Source organism: Flavisphingopyxis soli (genome assembly GCF_007995095.1).
In the GTDB taxonomy this organism is placed as follows: Bacteria; Pseudomonadota; Alphaproteobacteria; order Sphingomonadales; family Sphingomonadaceae; genus Flavisphingopyxis; species Flavisphingopyxis soli.
The window spans coordinates 1,088,379-1,104,285 of the sequence record NZ_VOPY01000001.1; the positions used below are offsets into that span (position 1 = coordinate 1,088,379).

Consider the following 15,907-nt stretch of genomic DNA (forward strand, 5'->3'; position numbering starts at 1 on the left):
GCTAAGATGATCAGGCCTCGTCGGCCATCTTCTGGCCCTTGGCGATCGCTTCGTCGATACCGCCGACCATGTAGAAGGCGTTCTCGGGCAGATAGTCATATTCGCCGTCGACGACTGCCTTGAACGATTTGACGGTGTCCTCGATCGCAACGAACTTGCCCGGGATGCCGGTGAAGACCTCGGCGACGTGGAACGGCTGCGACAGGAACTTCTGCAGCTTGCGCGCGCGGGCGACGGTCAGCTTATCTTCTTCGCTGAGCTCGTCCATGCCGAGAATGGCGATGATGTCCTGCAGCGACTTGTACTTCTGCAGCGTCTCCTGGACGCGGCGAGCGGTTTCGTAATGCTCCTGGCCGACGACTGCGGTGGTCAGAACGCGGCTGGTCGAATCGAGCGGATCGACCGCGGGATAGATGCCGAGTTCCGAAATCGCGCGGTTGAGCACGGTGGTCGCGTCCAAATGCGCGAACGACGTTGCCGGCGCGGGATCGGTAAGATCGTCGGCGGGAACGTAGATCGCCTGGACCGAGGTGATCGAACCCTTATTGGTCGAGGTGATGCGTTCCTGCAGCTGGCCCATGTCGGTCGACAGAGTCGGCTGATAGCCCACCGCTGACGGGATTCGGCCGAGCAATGCCGACACTTCCGAACCCGCCTGCGTGAAGCGGAAAATGTTGTCGACGAAGAACAGGACGTCCTGGCCTTCCTCGTCGCGGAAATATTCAGCCATCGTCAGGCCCGACAGCGCGACGCGGGCGCGGGCACCCGGGGGCTCGTTCATCTGGCCGAATACGAGCGCAACCTTCGAACCTTCCGAGGTCGCGTTGCCGTCGGCGTCCTTGGCGATAACGCCGGCGTCGAGGAACTCGTGATAGAGGTCGTTGCCTTCGCGCGTACGCTCGCCGACACCGGCGAACACCGACGTGCCGCCGTGACCCTTGGCGATGTTGTTGATGAGCTCCTGGATGAGCACGGTCTTGCCGACGCCGGCGCCGCCGAACAGGCCGATCTTACCGCCCTTGGCGTAAGGCGCGAGGAGATCGATGACCTTGATGCCGGTGACGAGGATCGCGGCATCGGTCGACTGGTCGACGAAGGCGGGTGCCTCGGCATGGATCGGGGCCGACCGGGTCGCGCCAACGGGGCCGCGCTCGTCGATCGGCTCACCGATGACGTTCATGATGCGACCGAGCGTCTCGGGACCGACGGGGACGGTGATCTGGCTGCCGGTGTCGCGCACGGGCTGACCGCGGGTCAGGCCCTCGGTGGCGTCCATAGCGATCGTGCGAACGGTGTTCTCGCCGAGATGCTGGGCAACCTCGAGGACGAGGCGCTGGCCGTTATTGTCGGTTTCGAGCGCCGAAAGAATCGCGGGCAGTTCGCCGTCGAAAACGACGTCGACGACGGCGCCGATGACCTGGGCGATCTTGCCGTTGGCGGCGCCCTGCGTCTGACCGGCCGGCGTTTTCTTCGCGGGAGCCTTTTTGGCGGGCGCCTTCTTGGCGGTTTTGGGTGCTGCGGTTGCCATGTCTGTCTTCCTTGGCCTGTCTTAGAGCGCTTCGGCGCCCGAGATGATTTCGACGAGTTCGGTGGTGATCGCGGCCTGGCGGCTGCGGTTATACTGGATGGTGAGCTTCTGAATGAGGTCGCCCGCGTTGCGCGTGGCGTTGTCCATTGCGGTCATCGACGCGCCCTGTTCGCCGGCGACGTTTTCGAGCAGCGCCTTGAAGATCTGGATCGTGATGTTGCGCGGCAGCAGCTGTTCAAGGATTTCTTCCTCGTCGGGCTCGTATTCGACCGCGGCATCGCCGCCGACGGCTGCGGTCTCGGGCATCGCGACGGGGATGATCTGCTGCACAGTCGGTTCCTGGACCAAAGGCGAGCGGAACTTCGAATAGACCAAAGTCGCGACATCGAAATCGCCGGCTTCGTACATCGCGAGCAGCCGCGCGGCGATTTCCTTGGCTTCGTGAAAGCCCGGCGTCTTGACCGGTGTGGTGTCGTAATATTCGACGATTGCATCTCCGTGGAGGCGCAGCAGGCCGCTACGCGCCTTGCGTCCGACGACCATGAACTTGACCGTCTTGCCAGCGTCGAGCAGCGACCGCGCCTGTTCGCGCGCCGCCTTGACGATGTTGGCGTTGAACGGACCGGCGAGACCGCGATCGGCGGCCGCGACGAGGAGCAGGTGAACCTGGTTCTTGCCGTTGCCGGCGAGCAGCGGCGGCGCACCGTCGCCCGACACCTGGCTGGCCAGGCTGGCGACGACGGCTTCGAGCCGCTCCGAATACGGTCGCGCGGCTTCGGCTGCCGCCTGCGCTTTACGCAGCTTGGCAGCGGCGACCATTTGCTTGGCCTTGGTGATCTTCTGGGTCGATTTGACCGAGCCGATCCGCCCTTTGAGTTCTTTCAGACTGGCCATGTGATCCCGTCTTCAATCCCTAGTTATCGTCGCGCTGAAGGCATTCCAGCGGTGAAATGAAATCCGGCTCAGCCGAACTGCTTGGCGAACGCGTCGAGCGCAGCGACGAGCTTTTTCTTGGTCTCGTCGCCAAGATCCTTGGTGTCGCGGATTTCGCCGAGCACTTCGGGATGGTCGTTGCGCAGGAACGAAAGCATCGCGCTTTCGTAATGCGTCACTTCCTCGACCTTGACGCTGTCGAGATAGCCGTTGGTGCCGGCAAAGATCGACGCGGCCTGTTCCTCGAACGGCATCGGCGAGAATTGCGGCTGCTTGAGCAATTCGGTCAACCTTGCACCACGATTCAGCAGCTTCTGCGTCGAGGCGTCGAGATCCGAGCCGAACTGCGCGAAGGCGGCCATTTCGCGATATTGCGCGAGCTCGAGCTTGATCGAGCCCGAGACCTTTTTCATCGCCTTGGTCTGGGCGGCCGAGCCAACGCGGCTGACCGACAGGCCGACGTTGATCGCGGGGCGGATGCCGGCGAAGAACAGGTCGGTTTCAAGGAAGATCTGGCCGTCGGTGATCGAGATCACGTTGGTCGGGATATAGGCTGACACGTCGCCAGCCTGCGTTTCGATGATCGGCAGTGCGGTCAGCGAACCGCCGCCATTGGCCGCGTTCATCTTGGCCGCGCGCTCAAGCAGGCGGCTGTGGAGGTAGAAGACGTCGCCGGGATAGGCTTCGCGGCCCGGCGGGCGACGCAGCAGCAGCGACATCTGGCGATAGGCGACGGCCTGCTTGGACAGATCGTCGAACACGATCACGGCGTGCATGCCGTTGTCGCGGAAGAATTCGCCCATCGCGGTGCCGGTGTACGGCGCAAGATACTGCAGCGGGGCAGGCTCCGACGCGGTCGCGGCGACGACGATCGAATATTCCATCGCGCCGTTTTCTTCGAGGCTGCGGACGATCTGCGCGACGGTCGAACGCTTCTGGCCGACGGCAACGTAGATGCAATAGAGCTTCTTCGATTCGTCGTCGCCGGCGTTGGCCTGCTTCTGATTGATGAAGGTGTCGATCGCGACGGCGGTCTTGCCGGTCTGGCGATCGCCGATGATCAGCTCGCGCTGGCCGCGGCCGACGGGGACGAGCGCGTCGAGTGCCTTGATGCCGGTCTGGACGGGTTCGTTGACCGACTGGCGCGGGATGATGCCCGGCGCCTTGACTTCAACGCGCGTACGCTTGACGTCCTTGAGCGGGCCCTTGCCGTCGATCGGATTGCCAAGACCATCGACGACGCGGCCGAGCAGGCCCTTGCCGACGGGCACGTCGACGATGTCGCCGGTGCGCTTGACGGTGTCGCCTTCCTTGATCGCGGCGTCCGAGCCGAAAATCACGACGCCGACATTGTCGGCTTCGAGGTTGAGCGCCATGCCCTTGAGGCCGCCAGCGAACTCGACCATTTCACCGGCCTGGACCTTGTCGAGGCCGTGGATGCGGGCGATGCCGTCACCGACCGAAAGCACGGTGCCGGTTTCCGAAACCTGGGCTTCGTTGCCGAAATTGGCGATCTGGTCCTTGATGACCTTGGAAATTTCTGCGGCGCGGATGTCCATTGTTTAGCCTTTCATCGAAGCCTGGTGAGGCTTTCAGCCCTTCATCGCGAGGGCGAGGGTGTTCAAACGGGTGCGGATCGAGGAATCGATCATCTGGCTGCCGATCTTGACGATCAGCCCGCCGAGAATCTCGGGGTCGGTTTTTTGCGTCAGCGTGACGTCGCGGCCGACGCGCGTCTTGAGCTTGGCCTTGAGCGCGGTCACCTGGCCGCTCGACAGCGGCCGTGCCGAAACGACTTCGGCATCGACTTCGCCGCGCTGGTCGGCGGCGAGCAACTTGAACGCGCGCGCCATCGCGGGAAGTTCGGCAAGGCGATGGTTGGCGCTGACGACGCCGAGGAAATCGCGGGTCAGCGAATCGAGGCCGAGCGAGGCGGCGACAGCGTCGACGGCTTTGCCCGCCTGCGCGCGTGACAGCATCGGATTGGTGATCAGCGCCCTGAAGTCGCTCGACTGGGCGATCGCTTCGCCGAGCTTGGCGAGACTCGATTCGACCGCGCCAAGCGCTCCGCGCTCGTTCGCCAGATCGAACAGGGCGATTGCGTAACGCCCGCCCAGGCTCGCTTGAATGTTGGCCTGCATGCCGCCGGAATGATCCACGCGCCCAATGTCCTTTTTGGAAGCCCGATTAAGTGATTCGCGCAAAAAATGCGGGCATCCGAGGGGAGTCCGCATCGCGAGTTGCGGCGCGCCTAGCATCGCCTTGTGCGGCTTGCAAGTGCGTGCGCCCCGCTTGATTGCAGATGCCGATTTAGCGCGCCTTGCGGCAGTCGTAGACGAGCCGCTCATTGGGGTCGGCCGGGAGCATCGCGAGGATTGCGTCCTGCTGGACGCCGAGCGCCTGAACCGCTGCGGGATCGGCAGTGCATTGCTTGGTCGAGACGTTGGCACGCAATTCGCGAGCGCGCGCCATGGTTTCGGCATCGAGCAGGTAGCGCTGGTTGCGATATGTAGCGTCGACAGGATCGAAGCTCAGCACCGACACGGTCGCCTCTTCGTTGGGGACGAGCACGCGACTCCAGCGACCGTCACTGCCGAGTGCATATTGCGTGCGCCCGTTGACGCAGCCGGCATCGTCGAACTCGAGAGCGACATCATCAGTCGGTGAAACCGTGATCCGGCTGCGCTCGGGCGCAATTGTGCAGAGCTGCTTGCCCGTTGCCGCAAGGCTGGTCGTTCCTGATCCGCTGCCGTCGCGCGCGATGTCGGGAACCGCGATGTCGCTCGGTGACGGGCGGGTGAGAAAGACGATCAGCGCGGCGAGCATCAGCACTCCGCCGACCCCGCCGGCGATCTTTGCGTCGCGTTCGCGGCTCTTGGTCGTGAACAGGCCTGCCGCGCCGAGCGCCAGCGCGCCGAACACGAACAGGGCGAGCGCCAGCGCCATGCGGTTTTCGCGGCTCGTCTCGTTGGCAGCATGCGCCTGTTCGAGCGCCGCGCTCCGCTTGGCCGCGGCGTCGGCATCGCGCTTGTCCCGCGCGGCGGCGGCGATTCGCTGTTCTGTGGTCATCCGCGCGCTGTCGCGGCTCGATGCTTCGGCCATCGTCAGGCATGCGCTCGAAATCGCGGTATATTTCTGGTTCGATTCGCCCAGGAAGCGCGTCAGTTCGCGGTTCGATATGGCAAAAGCGAAGGGCGAATCGCCATCGTCGGCGCGCGTGATGAAGGTGTTTACGCCGACCACCCGACCGCATTCGTCGACTAGCGGTCCGCCCGAATTGCCGCGCGCGATGCTTGCGGTGTGAACCATCGCCGCAATGCCGTTGATGACCTGCTGGTTCGACAGATTGCCGTTAGACCGGACCGGGGTGCGTGGGGTGATGTAATCGGCGGCATCGACCGCGGCGGCGGCATCTACGTTGCCCGGATAGCCCAGCGCGGTAACCTCTTCGCCCGGTTCGAACGGCCCGGTATAGATTGCCGTCACCGGGATATGGCCTTCGACCATTTCGATGAGGGCAAGATCGCGCTTGGTGTCGATCGCGACGAGCCGCGCCTCATAGCTCTTCTTGCCCTCCGACGGGACAACGCCGAGCGCGACGTTCTGGGGGTATTTGACAGCCGATTCAACGACGTGCGCGTTGGTGACGATCCGCGTCGGTGATATCGCGAAGCCCGATCCGTGGCCGAAGCCGACGACCTCGCCATTGACGATTGCGACGGTGACGACGCGCACAACCCCGCGCCCGGCGGCGGCGACATCGTCGGCCTGCGTCGGCGCAGCGATCGCGAGGGCGACAAGAGCGGCGATGAGCGCACAGAAACGGGCGAAGCGATGGGCAAGGCTGGTCATGGCCGCCAGTGTCTAACCCGTCGCGCTTTGAACGCAAGGCGCGGGACGCCGAAGCGATGCTTGCGCGCTATCACGACACACGCAACAAGGAGGGCGAATATGACCCAGGCAGTCCCGATCGATGGCGAACAGGCATGGCAGGCCGTGCTGCGGCGTGACCGCAGCCACGACGGGCGTTTCGTCACCGGCGTCCTTTCGACGGGCATCTATTGCCGCCCGTCGTGCGCTGCGCGCCATCCGCTGCGAAACAACGTGCGCTTCTTCGCCGACGGTACCGCCGCGCGGGCGGCTGGTCTCAGGCCCTGCAAACGCTGCTCGCCCGACGATGTCGCGCGCGACGAACGTGCGGTGCTCGAAGCGATCGACGCGATCAAGCGATCGCAAGAACCGCTGGCGCTCGCGGCGTTGGCGCAACGGACCGGCTATTCGACGAGCCATTTCCAGCGCATCTTTACCGCGCAAACCGGCCTGTCACCCGCGGCCTATGCGCGCGCATTGCGCGATGAAAGGGCGCGGACCGCGCTGAGCGAGACCGGCCGCGTCACCGATGCGATCTACGATGCGGGCTTTTCGGGGCCGTCGCGATTCTACGATTCAGCGAAAGGAAAACTCGGCATGACGGCTTCGATCTGGGCCGATGGCGGCAAGGGGACAACAATCCACTGGGCGGTCGTCACGACTTCGCTCGGCGAGATGTTCGTCGCCGCGACCGACAAGGGCGTTTGCCGCCTGTCGTTCGACGAGGATGCGAGCGCGCTCGCCAGGCGTTTCCCCAACGCCGAACTGGTCGAGGGCGGCGCGGCGTTCGAAAAACTGCTTGCCGACGTCGTCGCGTCGGTCGAGGCACCGGGCGACTTCAGCCATATCCCGCTCGACGTGAAGGGCACCGCCTTCCAGGAAGCGTGCTGGGCGGCGCTGCGCGCGATCCCGCCCGGCGAAACCCGCAGCTATGCGGATATTGCCGCTGCCGCCGGCAGCCCCAAAGCGACACGCGCGGCGGGGTCGGCCAACGCCGACAACCATGTCGCGGTGCTGATCCCGTGCCACCGCGTCATCCGCAAGGACGGCAGCCTGGGCGGCTATGCCTATGGCCTCGAGCGCAAGACCGCGTTGCTCGACAAGGAACGCAACGCCTAGCCGTTGGGCCGCGCCACCGCGTACATTTCCCCGGCGATCGTTTTCATTAGCGCCTGTCGATCACCGTCCTGTTCGAAGAGATCGAAATGCGTCTTGCCGGGCAGGTAGCGGAACGAGGATTTCGCGCCGAGCCCGTCGAGCACCGCTTGCAACCTGTGCGCCGGGCCGTCGAGATAGAAGGTATCGGCGGACCCGACGATAAGGTGGATCTTGCCGTCGAGATCGGGCTTGAGCGTGGGCCAGTCGCGCGCGACGATGTGGGCAATGTCGTAATGGTCGCGCCAATATGCGGCGACCTTGGGATCGACCGCGCCGGTCGCACGATCGAAAATGGTGCAGGGGCGGCCGTCGGGGCATCTGGGCGAGAAGACCCATTCGAAGCTAGCGAACTGTCCGCCATAGGGACCAAGCGCTGCTTCGAGCCGGCCGAAATCGGCGATGCTCGCGATCACCTTGCCCTTGTCGCGGATCAGCGGCGGGGCTTCACCCTTGGCATCGCTGTAGAAATTGGCACCCGGCGCGTAGAGATCGATATTGGTGAAATCGTGGAAGTCACTCGGGTCGGGCGAGGTCGGCCAGCTGCCCCCGAAGACTTTCGGATAGGCAATCTGCAACCACAGCGTCGACCAACCACCCGAGCTATGCCCGGTAAGGAAGCGGCCCGAGGGTCGGGCATCCATGCGATATTTCGCCTCGAGCGCGGGGATCAGTTCGGTCTTTAGCGCAGTTCCCCAGGGACCGTTATTGACCGAATCGGCGAATTCATGCGTGCCGGTGGCGACATGGTGGTCGAGAAAAACCCAGATCATCGGCGGGATATCGCCCGCCGCCATCATCGCGGCCATGTTTGCCGCGCTGAAGCGCGCGCTGTCGAGCGTGCTGCCGAAACCGCCATCCGAATAGACCGTGGGGTATCGGGCATTGCCATCGCGATAACCCGGCGGAAGCGCGACCCAGCCCTTGATCGCGGTCGAATTGCCCCAGAAGGCGGTCATTGCGGGGCTGGTGAAATCGACCGGCTCGACCGAACGCATCGCTGTCGTAAGCGCAGTCCGGCGCGCCTCGGGCAGGCTGGCCATGTACGCATCTGTATCGGTTGCGGGTAGGCGCGTGGTCAGTGTCAGCGTCGGGACGGGGCCGGGCAGTTGGACAATGACCGGTTTTGAGACGAGGTCGCCCGCGCCGCGCCCTTTGTAATTATAGCTGTGATCGCCATCGAGCACCGCCTGGATGCGATATTTGCCCGGCGAGAGCTTCGACCAGGCAACCGGAAAGGCATCGGTTTCGGCGCCGACCAGCGCCGGTGTGCCGGGCACCATCGCGGTCACTTCGCGGCCTACCACTGCCGTACCGGTCGGTGAAAAGGCCGAGGTATCGACATCGTCACCGGGCTTGTCATCGGACGAAATCGGCTTGGCAAAGACGAGGATGCGCCCCGATTGCGTCGCGCCAAGATCGGCATCGACGACGACGGGGATCGTTACCGGCGCATTCTGGGCCGACGCAGGCGCCGACAGGACAAACGCGGCTGCGAGCAGAAGGCGAATACGCATCGGCAATCCTTTTGTGCGAGGTTAGCTCACTATATGTGCCGCGCACTTTGCGGCGATGCAACGGGTAGCTTGATCGCCCGCGCGAGATCGACTGAGTGGCTCGGCTTCACATGAAGCTATCCGGATCGCCGTCGACCGTAACGCAGAGTTGAGACTCCATTCCGGACAAATCGAGATGCATCTTGCCGAGCAGGAAGCGGAACGATGATTTGCGCCCAGCGCATCAAGCCCCAGCCCGTCAAACATTACCTCGATCCGATGCTGGCATTCAGTTGGCCTTTTGTTTAGCCCCGGATAAAATCGGCCAATTCGAAAGGGACTCAACACCATGAACCAAGACTTCCAAACCGTTGCTTCGGATCTGCCCGCCGCTGCGGTCGGCAAGGATCCGGCAACGGGCTCTGGCGTTCGACGGTTTATCTCTTATCCCGCCACGCTGTTGGTCACGGGTATCGCGCTGATGATCGCTGCGGCAGCCGCGGCGAGCGTCATTGGCCATTGGATTCCCCAGGGGAAATACGATCCGGCGACGCTCGTTGTCGCGATGATCGCAGTCGCGATCTTCATCGCGCTCTATTATGTCCTCGTCCATTGGGTCGAACGCGCGCCGTTTCGGGATCTGGCGGTGGGCGGGGCAGGACGCGAGCTGGCGAGGGGCATCCTGCTGGGTGCGGGACTTTTCACGCTCGTGGTGGCCATTGCCGCGGCGATCGGCGTTTACACAATAGGGCCGGTGAATCCATGGCAAACCATCTGGCCGATGCTGGCGATGGCGATCTTTAGCGGCGTAAGCGAAGAGATCCTCTTTCGCGGCATCATCTTCCGCTATGTCGAGCGGATGGCGGGCAGCTGGATCGCGCTGCTCATCTCGGCGGCGATTTTCGGCGGTGCGCATCTCGCCAATCCCAATGCCAGCCCGATCGCGGCGATCGCAATCGCGATTGAGGCGGGCCTCCTGCTCGGCGCGGTCTATATGCTGACGCGGCGTCTGTGGGCCGCGATAGGCCTCCATGCAGCCTGGAATTTTACCCAGGGTTGGATTTTCGGCGTCCCGGTATCGGGGGCCAAGGAATCCGGAATCATCGAGGGGCAGTTGGACGGGGCAACGCTCTTGACTGGAGGCGTCTTCGGGCTCGAAGCGTCGATAATCGCGATGGTCGTCGCGACGGCTGCCGGGGTGATCGTCCTGACCTTGGCGATCCGGCGGGGCCGGCTTGTCGCACCGTCGTGGCGCCGCCGCAGTAGCGCGGCACCGGTGTTCACATAAAGCTGTACGGATCGACGTCGACCGTGACGCGGACCTTGGGGCCCCATTCGACCGACCCCAGCCATGCCCGGATCGCATCCTGCAGTGCGAAACTGCGTGGGGCGTGGACGAGCAGGCGGTGGCGGTGGCGGCCGCGCAACTGGGCGAGCGGGGCGGGGGCGGGGCCATAGACCGCCATGCCGTCGTCCTTGGGCGCGGCGTTGCTGAGATCGCGCGCGGTGCGCTGAGCCCGCTGGGCGTCTTCGCTGCTGACGACGATCGCCGCCAGCCGGCCGAACGGCGGGGCATTGGCGTGTTTTCGCGCCTGTGTTTCGGCGGCATAAAAGCCGTCTCGGTCGTTGGCGACGAGCGCCTCGATCACCGCTGCGCCGGGGACGCGCGTCTGGATCAGCACCTCGCCCGGCTTGGTCCCGCGCCCGGCGCGCCCGGCGACCTGCTGGATCTGCTGGAAGGTGCGCTCGGCGGCGCGCAGATCGCCGCCTTCGAGGCCGATATCGGCGTCGATCACGCCAACCAGCGTCAGCTCGGGGAAATGATAGCCCTTGGTGACGAGCTGCGTGCCGATGATGATGTCGACCATCCCCGCCTCGACCTGCTCGACGAATTCGGCGGCTTTGGTCGGTGACCAGATCGTGTCGCTGGTGACGAGCGCGGTGCGCGCCTCGGGAAAGCGTAGCGCGACCTCGTCGGCAATCCGTTCGACGCCGGGGCCGCACGGCACCAGGCTGTCTTCGTCCTTGCATTCGGGACATTCGCGCGGCGGCGGCATGACGTGGCCGCAATGGTGGCACGCAAGCCGGCGGACGAGCCGGTGTTCGACCATCCAGGCGGTGCAGTTGGGGCACTGGATACGGTGACCGCAGGTCCGGCACAGCGTGAGCGGGGCAAAGCCCCGGCGGTTGAGGAAAAGCAGGCTCTGTTCGCCCTTTTCGAGCCGGTCAGTCAGCGCCGCGACGAGTTTCGGCGCGAGCCAGGTGCCGCGCTCGGGCGGGTCCTCGCGCAGGTCGATCGCGGCGATATCGGGCATCGCCGCGCCGCCATAGCGCGCGGGCAGCGTCAGCGTCTCGTAGCGCCCCGCTTCGGCCTGCGCGATGCTCTCGATCGCCGGGGTCGCCGAGGCGAGGACGACGGGGCAATTTTCGTACAATCCGCGCATTACCGCGACGTCGCGGGCATGGTAATGGACGCCGTCCTCCTGCTTGAAGCTCGTTTCGTGCGCCTCGTCGACGACAATCAGGGCAAGGTCGGCATAGGGCAGGAACAGCGCCGATCGCGCCCCCACGACGACCTTCGCCTCGCCGCTGGCAATGCCGCGCCAGGTCCGGCGGCGCTCGGAAGATCGCATCCCGCTATGCCACACTGCAGGAGCGCAGCCGAAGCGCGCGGCAAAACGCTTGAGGAACGGCTGGGTCAACGCGATCTCGGGCATCAGGATCAGCGACTGGCGGCCCGACCGGAGCGCTTCGGCTACCGCCTCGAGATAGACCTCGGTCTTGCCCGATCCGGTCACGCCGTCGAGCAGGAAGGGCGCAAAGGCGCGCGCCTCGACCGATTGCACGAGTGCGCGCGACGCGGCGGCCTGCGCGTCCGACAGCTGCGGCTCAGGCGCGTCGGGGTTGGGCAGCGGAAATGCGGCGTCGGCCGAGCTTTCAAAGCCTTCGAGGGCGCCGGCCTTGATCAGGCCGCGGATCACCGCGTCGCTGACCTCGGCCTTTTCGGCGAGTTCGCGCACCGTGCCAAGACTCTCGCCGATCGCCGCCATTGCCTGCTCGCGCTGCGCGGTCATGCGTTTGGGCAGATCTCCCGTCGCGCGATATTCGACGATCGGACGCCCTTCTCCGGACAGGGCTGCGTGCGGCAACACCATGCGCAGCACCGCGGCAGGATGCGCGAGATAATAATCGGCGGTCCACAGGACGAGCTTGCGCAGCGCGGGTGACAGCGCGGGCACGTCGAACACGTCGAGCAACGGGCGAAGGCGGTTGTCGCCGACGGTCTCGACGCTGGGAAAACTGTCGTCGTCCCACACAACCCCGACCATCCGGCGCGGGCCCAGGGGCGCTTCGACGACCGACCCGGGCCCCGCCTCCATGCCGTGCGGAATGCGGTAATCGAGCGGGCCGAGCGCGGAGGTGAGCAGGATAACGCGGGCGCGGGTCATGTATGCATCAGGTCGAGGGGGCGGCGTCGCCGGTTGGTCCGCTTGCCGCGCTGGAGGGGTCGAGACCGCGCGTGTCGCCGAAGCCGATCCCGGCGTCCTCGTGCGGGCGGACATAGATGCGTTCGACGTCGGGGAATTCGCCGCAGACGCTGCGTTCGATCTCGTCGACCAGCCGCTCGACGTCGGCCGCACTCAGACGGTTGTCGAAATCGACATTCATTGCCGCAACGATCTGGTTGGGCCCGTTGTGGATCGTGCGAATCTCGCCGATTCCCATGATGCCGTCGCGTGACGCCGCGCGGCGCAGCCCTTCGATCAGGCGCGGATCGGCCGCCTCGCCGATCAGCAGCCCCTTGGCTTCGCGTGCGAGGAACATCGCGACGCAGCCGAGCAGCAGGCCGATCACGATCGAAGCGATCCCGTCGAAGCGCGGATCGCCGGTCAGCTGCGTCAGGCCGAGACCGATCGCGGCAACGACGATGCCGAGCATCGCCGCCCCGTTTTCGAGCAGGATGATGACCGTCGTCGCATCCTTGGTATCAACCAGCGCGCGCCACCACGACTTGTCGCCGCGCGCGGCATCGAACTGGCGAAACGCTGCCACGGTCGATCCGCCTTCGAGGAGGAATGCAAAGCCCAGCACGACATAGCCGATCAGCGGTGAGACGGGCTTTTCGGGCGCCATGACGTGCAGCACGCCTTCATAGGTCGAGATGCCCGCACCGAGTGCAAAGACCAGCAACGCGACGACGAAACTCCAGAAATACAGTTCGCGGCCATAGCCCATCGGATGCTGGGCATCGGGCGCCTTTTTCGCGCGCTTCTGGCCGTACATCAGCAGCAACTGGTTGGTCGAATCGACCATCGAATGGACGCCTTCGGTCAACATCGCCGACGATCCGGTGATCGCCGCGGCAACGAACTTGGCGATGCCGATCCCGACGTTTGCGCCGAGTGCGAGGAGCAGCACGCGGGTGTTGTCGGTTTTCATGGTGCGTAGACGATCCTCGGCTTACGTGGGTCGGGCGACCTTAGCAGTGCGCGCGCACGGCGCACCCCCAAATGATGCGTATCACGCTCGACACGGCGGGCGCGGCTCCCTAGCCTTGAACCATGCGGGAAAAGGAACTCAGGCTGGCGCTGGTTTGCTATGGCGGGATCAGCCTGGCAGTCTACATGCACGGCATCACCAAGGAGGTCTGGCACCTTACGCGGGCCAGCCGTGCCTGGCTCGACGGCACCGACCTTCCCGACGGCAGCGCCGCGATCTATCGCGAATTGCTCGCCCTGCTCGAGGACTCTTCGGGCACGCGGCTGCGCGTGTTCAGCGACATTATCGCGGGTGCCAGCGCGGGCGGGATCAACGGCGTGTTCCTGGCACAGGCAGCGCTCACCGGCCAGTCGCTCGATCCGCTGACCGACCTGTGGCTTGAATGCGCCGATGTCGAACACCTGATGGATCCCGATGCGCGGCCCCTGTCGCGCTTCACCAAGTTCTGGGCCGTGCCGATCGCGTGGATGGCAAGCAAGCGGCGCGGCTCGACAATCGATGAAACCGTCGAGGCCGGCCAACGCGACGAGGTTCGTCGCAAACTGTCGAATTTCGTCCGCGCGCGCTGGTTCGAACCGCCCTTCGGCGGCGCGACCTTCACCCGGCTGGTGCTCGACGCACTCGATGCGATGGAGCTGTCGGAACGCGGCCCGGTGTTGATCCCGGCGGGCCAGCCGCTCGACCTGATGGTCACGGTAACCGATTATCGCGGCTATCCTGAACGCCTGACGCTCAACAGCCCCGCCGAGGTCGTCGAGACCGAGCATCGGCTGGTATTCAATTTTCGCGGAGTGGGCCAGACCGGTGCCTCGCTCGACGAACTCCCGGCGCTGGCCTTTGCCGCGCGCGCCACCGCCAGTTTCCCCGGCGCGTTTCCCCCGTTCACCGTGCGCGAGATCGACGGCGTCCTCGCCGAAGACGGCCGCGACTGGCCGGGGCGCGAAGCCTTTCTCAAGCGCCAGCTGCCGCATGCCGAAGCGATTGGCGGAGCGGAAGACCTCGTCATGATCGACGGTTCGGTGCTCGCCAACGCGCCGTTCAAACCGGCGATCGCTGCGCTCAAGCATCGCCCAGCCCGCCGCGAAGTCGACCGGCGGTTCGTCTATATCGACCCCAAGCCGGGGCTCCGCAGCATCCATTTTTCACGCGATGAAGCGGTGCCCGACGACCAGGTACCGCCGCTGCCCGGTTTCTTCGCAACGATCTTCAAGGCCTTGTCGGACATCCCGCGCGAGCAGCCGATCCGCGACAACGTCGAGACGATCGCGAATCTGTCGCAGCGCATCCGCCGCATCCAGCGCATCGTCGATTCCTTGCGCGCCGAGGTCGAGGAGCGCGTCGAGAAATTGCTCGGGCGCACCTTCTTTCTCGACCGGCCCACGGCTGCCAGGCTCTCGTCATGGCGGGCCAAGGCGCAGACCAAGGCGGCGGAGACCGCGGGCTTTGCCTATGCCGCTTACGGCCACCTCAAGCTGGCCAACATCGTCGAGGATATCGCAACTCTGGCCGCCACTCTGACCGGTGCCGACAATGCAAATCTGCGCCGCCGTTTGCGCTCGGCGTTATGGGAAGAGGTACGCGGACGCGGGCTCGACCGGATATCGCCGGTCAAGGGCGGCGGAGCGACGCCCGAGGCGATCGCCTTTTTCCGGGCGCACGACCTGCGCTTTCGCATCCGCCGCTTGCGCAGTCTGGCGCGCCGCCTCGACGAGCGCGTCGAGGCGCCCGGGCAGGTCTCCGATGCCGCGGTTACTGCGATGTACAAGGCGATCTACGAAGGGCTCGAGCCCTATCTCGAACGCGAATCGTCGCAATTTTATATAGCCCGCGGCGCGTCCGATGTTGGCTGGCCGCAAGGCGCCGACGCGATCGAGCACGTCGGCGCGATCTTCGAAGGAATTGGTGCGCTGCGCGATCTCACCGCAGTCGATGCCGAGGTCGATGAACGGCTTGCGAGCGCACTCGCGTTGCTGCCCAAGGCCGAGCGGCGCGACATGCTGTTCGCCTATGTCGGCTTCCCGTTCTACGATATCGCGACGCTGCCGCTGCTGCAGGGCGAAGGGAATGACGAATTCGATCCGATCAAGATCGACCGGATCGCGCCCGACGATGCCACCGCGATCCGCGGCGGCGGCGCAGCCGAAAGCCTCAAGGGCATCCAGTTCAACAGCTTCGGCGCGTTTTTCAGCCGCGCCTATCGCGAGAACGACTATCTGTGGGGCCGCCTGCACGGTGCCGACCGCCTGATCGACATTGTCGCGAGTACGCTGCCCGAGGGCAAGAGTCCGCCGCCGGGCGCGCTGACCGAGCTCAAGCGTCGGGCCTTCCACGCCATTCTCGACGAGGAGGAGCCGCGCCTGACGCGGATCGGCGATCTGTTTGCCGAGTTACGCGCAGAAATCGCCTGACATTTCGCGCAATTTAC

11 protein-coding genes are annotated in these 15,907 nt (G+C 65.0%); 3 read left to right on the top strand and 8 right to left on the bottom strand.

From position 1 onward, the window contains the following. Nucleotides 1-10 precede the first annotated feature (10 nt). The 5 genes from atpD to FSZ31_RS05450 all read right to left on the bottom strand — a co-directional run bounded on the left by atpD (nt 11) and on the right by FSZ31_RS05450 (nt 6,313). Entirely contained in the window at nt 11-1,528 is a 1,518-nt protein-coding gene (atpD, locus tag FSZ31_RS05430; protein ID WP_236643668.1) for a F0F1 ATP synthase subunit beta, read from the bottom strand. Nucleotides 1,529-1,549: 21 nt separating this feature from the next. Then, nucleotides 1,550-2,422, bottom strand: coding sequence for a F0F1 ATP synthase subunit gamma (locus FSZ31_RS05435; RefSeq protein ID WP_147122025.1), 873 nt, complete (start codon nt 2,420-2,422; stop codon nt 1,550-1,552). Nucleotides 2,423-2,490: 68 nt separating this feature from the next. Beyond that, on the bottom strand, nt 2,491-4,020 hold the full coding sequence (gene atpA / locus FSZ31_RS05440; RefSeq protein ID WP_147122027.1) for a F0F1 ATP synthase subunit alpha: 1,530 nt from the start codon (nt 4,018-4,020) through the stop codon (nt 2,491-2,493). A 33-nt stretch (nt 4,021-4,053) separates the two neighbouring features. Then, a complete protein-coding gene (locus FSZ31_RS05445) occupies nt 4,054-4,620 on the bottom strand; it encodes a F0F1 ATP synthase subunit delta (RefSeq protein ID WP_236643669.1) in 567 nt (188 codons plus the stop codon). A gap of 151 nt (nt 4,621-4,771) precedes the next feature. Continuing rightward, the gene (locus FSZ31_RS05450) at nt 4,772-6,313 is read right to left on the bottom strand and encodes a S1C family serine protease (RefSeq protein ID WP_147122030.1); all 1,542 of its coding nucleotides are present in this window, start codon (nt 6,311-6,313) and stop codon (nt 4,772-4,774) included. 99 nt (nt 6,314-6,412) lie between these two features. Here FSZ31_RS05450 and ada point away from each other — a divergent pair, with 99 nt between their 5' ends. Then, complete coding sequence (gene ada, locus FSZ31_RS05455; protein WP_147122032.1) at nt 6,413-7,450, top strand: bifunctional DNA-binding transcriptional regulator/O6-methylguanine-DNA methyltransferase Ada; 1,038 nt, start codon at nt 6,413-6,415, stop codon at nt 7,448-7,450. Here the strand turns inward: ada and FSZ31_RS05460 are convergent. After that, nucleotides 7,447-9,003 carry an alpha/beta hydrolase gene (locus FSZ31_RS05460; RefSeq protein ID WP_147122034.1) on the bottom strand — a complete coding sequence of 519 codons (1,557 nt, stop codon included), beginning with the start codon at nt 9,001-9,003 and terminating at the stop codon, nt 7,447-7,449. The two genes, ada and FSZ31_RS05460, sit on opposite strands and share 4 nt — an antisense overlap. Nucleotides 9,004-9,331: 328 nt before the next feature. On the opposite strand from FSZ31_RS05460, the gene FSZ31_RS05465 reads away from it, so the two are divergent. Beyond that, complete coding sequence (locus FSZ31_RS05465) at nt 9,332-10,270, top strand: CPBP family intramembrane glutamic endopeptidase (protein ID WP_147122036.1); 939 nt, start codon at nt 9,332-9,334, stop codon at nt 10,268-10,270. Here the strand turns inward: FSZ31_RS05465 and FSZ31_RS05470 are convergent. After that, entirely contained in the window at nt 10,263-12,431 is a 2,169-nt protein-coding gene (locus tag FSZ31_RS05470) for a primosomal protein N' (protein WP_147122038.1), read from the bottom strand. The two genes, FSZ31_RS05465 and FSZ31_RS05470, sit on opposite strands and share 8 nt — an antisense overlap. Before the next feature lie 7 nt (nt 12,432-12,438). Then, nucleotides 12,439-13,422, bottom strand: a complete 984-nt coding sequence (locus FSZ31_RS05475) for a cation diffusion facilitator family transporter (protein WP_147122040.1) — start codon at nt 13,420-13,422, stop codon at nt 12,439-12,441. A 122-nt stretch (nt 13,423-13,544) separates the two neighbouring features. Here FSZ31_RS05475 and FSZ31_RS05480 point away from each other — a divergent pair, with 122 nt between their 5' ends. Further along, the gene (locus tag FSZ31_RS05480; protein ID WP_147122042.1) at nt 13,545-15,890 is read left to right on the top strand and encodes a patatin-like protein; all 2,346 of its coding nucleotides are present in this window, start codon (nt 13,545-13,547) and stop codon (nt 15,888-15,890) included. Nucleotides 15,891-15,907: the final 17 nt, after the last annotated feature.

Bases quoted from the DNA above. Each gene is read 5' to 3' on its own strand.
- atpD (WP_236643668.1), bottom strand. From the start codon at position 1,528: ATGGCAACCGCAGCACCCAAAACCGCCAAGAAGGCGCCCGCCAAAAAG.
- FSZ31_RS05435 (WP_147122025.1), bottom strand. From the start codon at position 2,422: ATGGCCAGTCTGAAAGAACTCAAAGGGCGGATCGGCTCGGTCAAATCG.
- atpA (WP_147122027.1), bottom strand. From the start codon at position 4,020: ATGGACATCCGCGCCGCAGAAATTTCCAAGGTCATCAAGGACCAGATC.
- FSZ31_RS05450 (WP_147122030.1), bottom strand. From the start codon at position 6,313: ATGACCAGCCTTGCCCATCGCTTCGCCCGTTTCTGTGCGCTCATCGCC.
- ada (WP_147122032.1), top strand. From the start codon at position 6,413: ATGACCCAGGCAGTCCCGATCGATGGCGAACAGGCATGGCAGGCCGTG.
- FSZ31_RS05460 (WP_147122034.1), bottom strand. From the start codon at position 9,003: ATGCGTATTCGCCTTCTGCTCGCAGCCGCGTTTGTCCTGTCGGCGCCT.
- FSZ31_RS05465 (WP_147122036.1), top strand. From the start codon at position 9,332: ATGAACCAAGACTTCCAAACCGTTGCTTCGGATCTGCCCGCCGCTGCG.
- FSZ31_RS05470 (WP_147122038.1), bottom strand. From the start codon at position 12,431: ATGACCCGCGCCCGCGTTATCCTGCTCACCTCCGCGCTCGGCCCGCTC.
- FSZ31_RS05475 (WP_147122040.1), bottom strand. From the start codon at position 13,422: ATGAAAACCGACAACACCCGCGTGCTGCTCCTCGCACTCGGCGCAAAC.
- FSZ31_RS05480 (WP_147122042.1), top strand. From the start codon at position 13,545: ATGCGGGAAAAGGAACTCAGGCTGGCGCTGGTTTGCTATGGCGGGATC.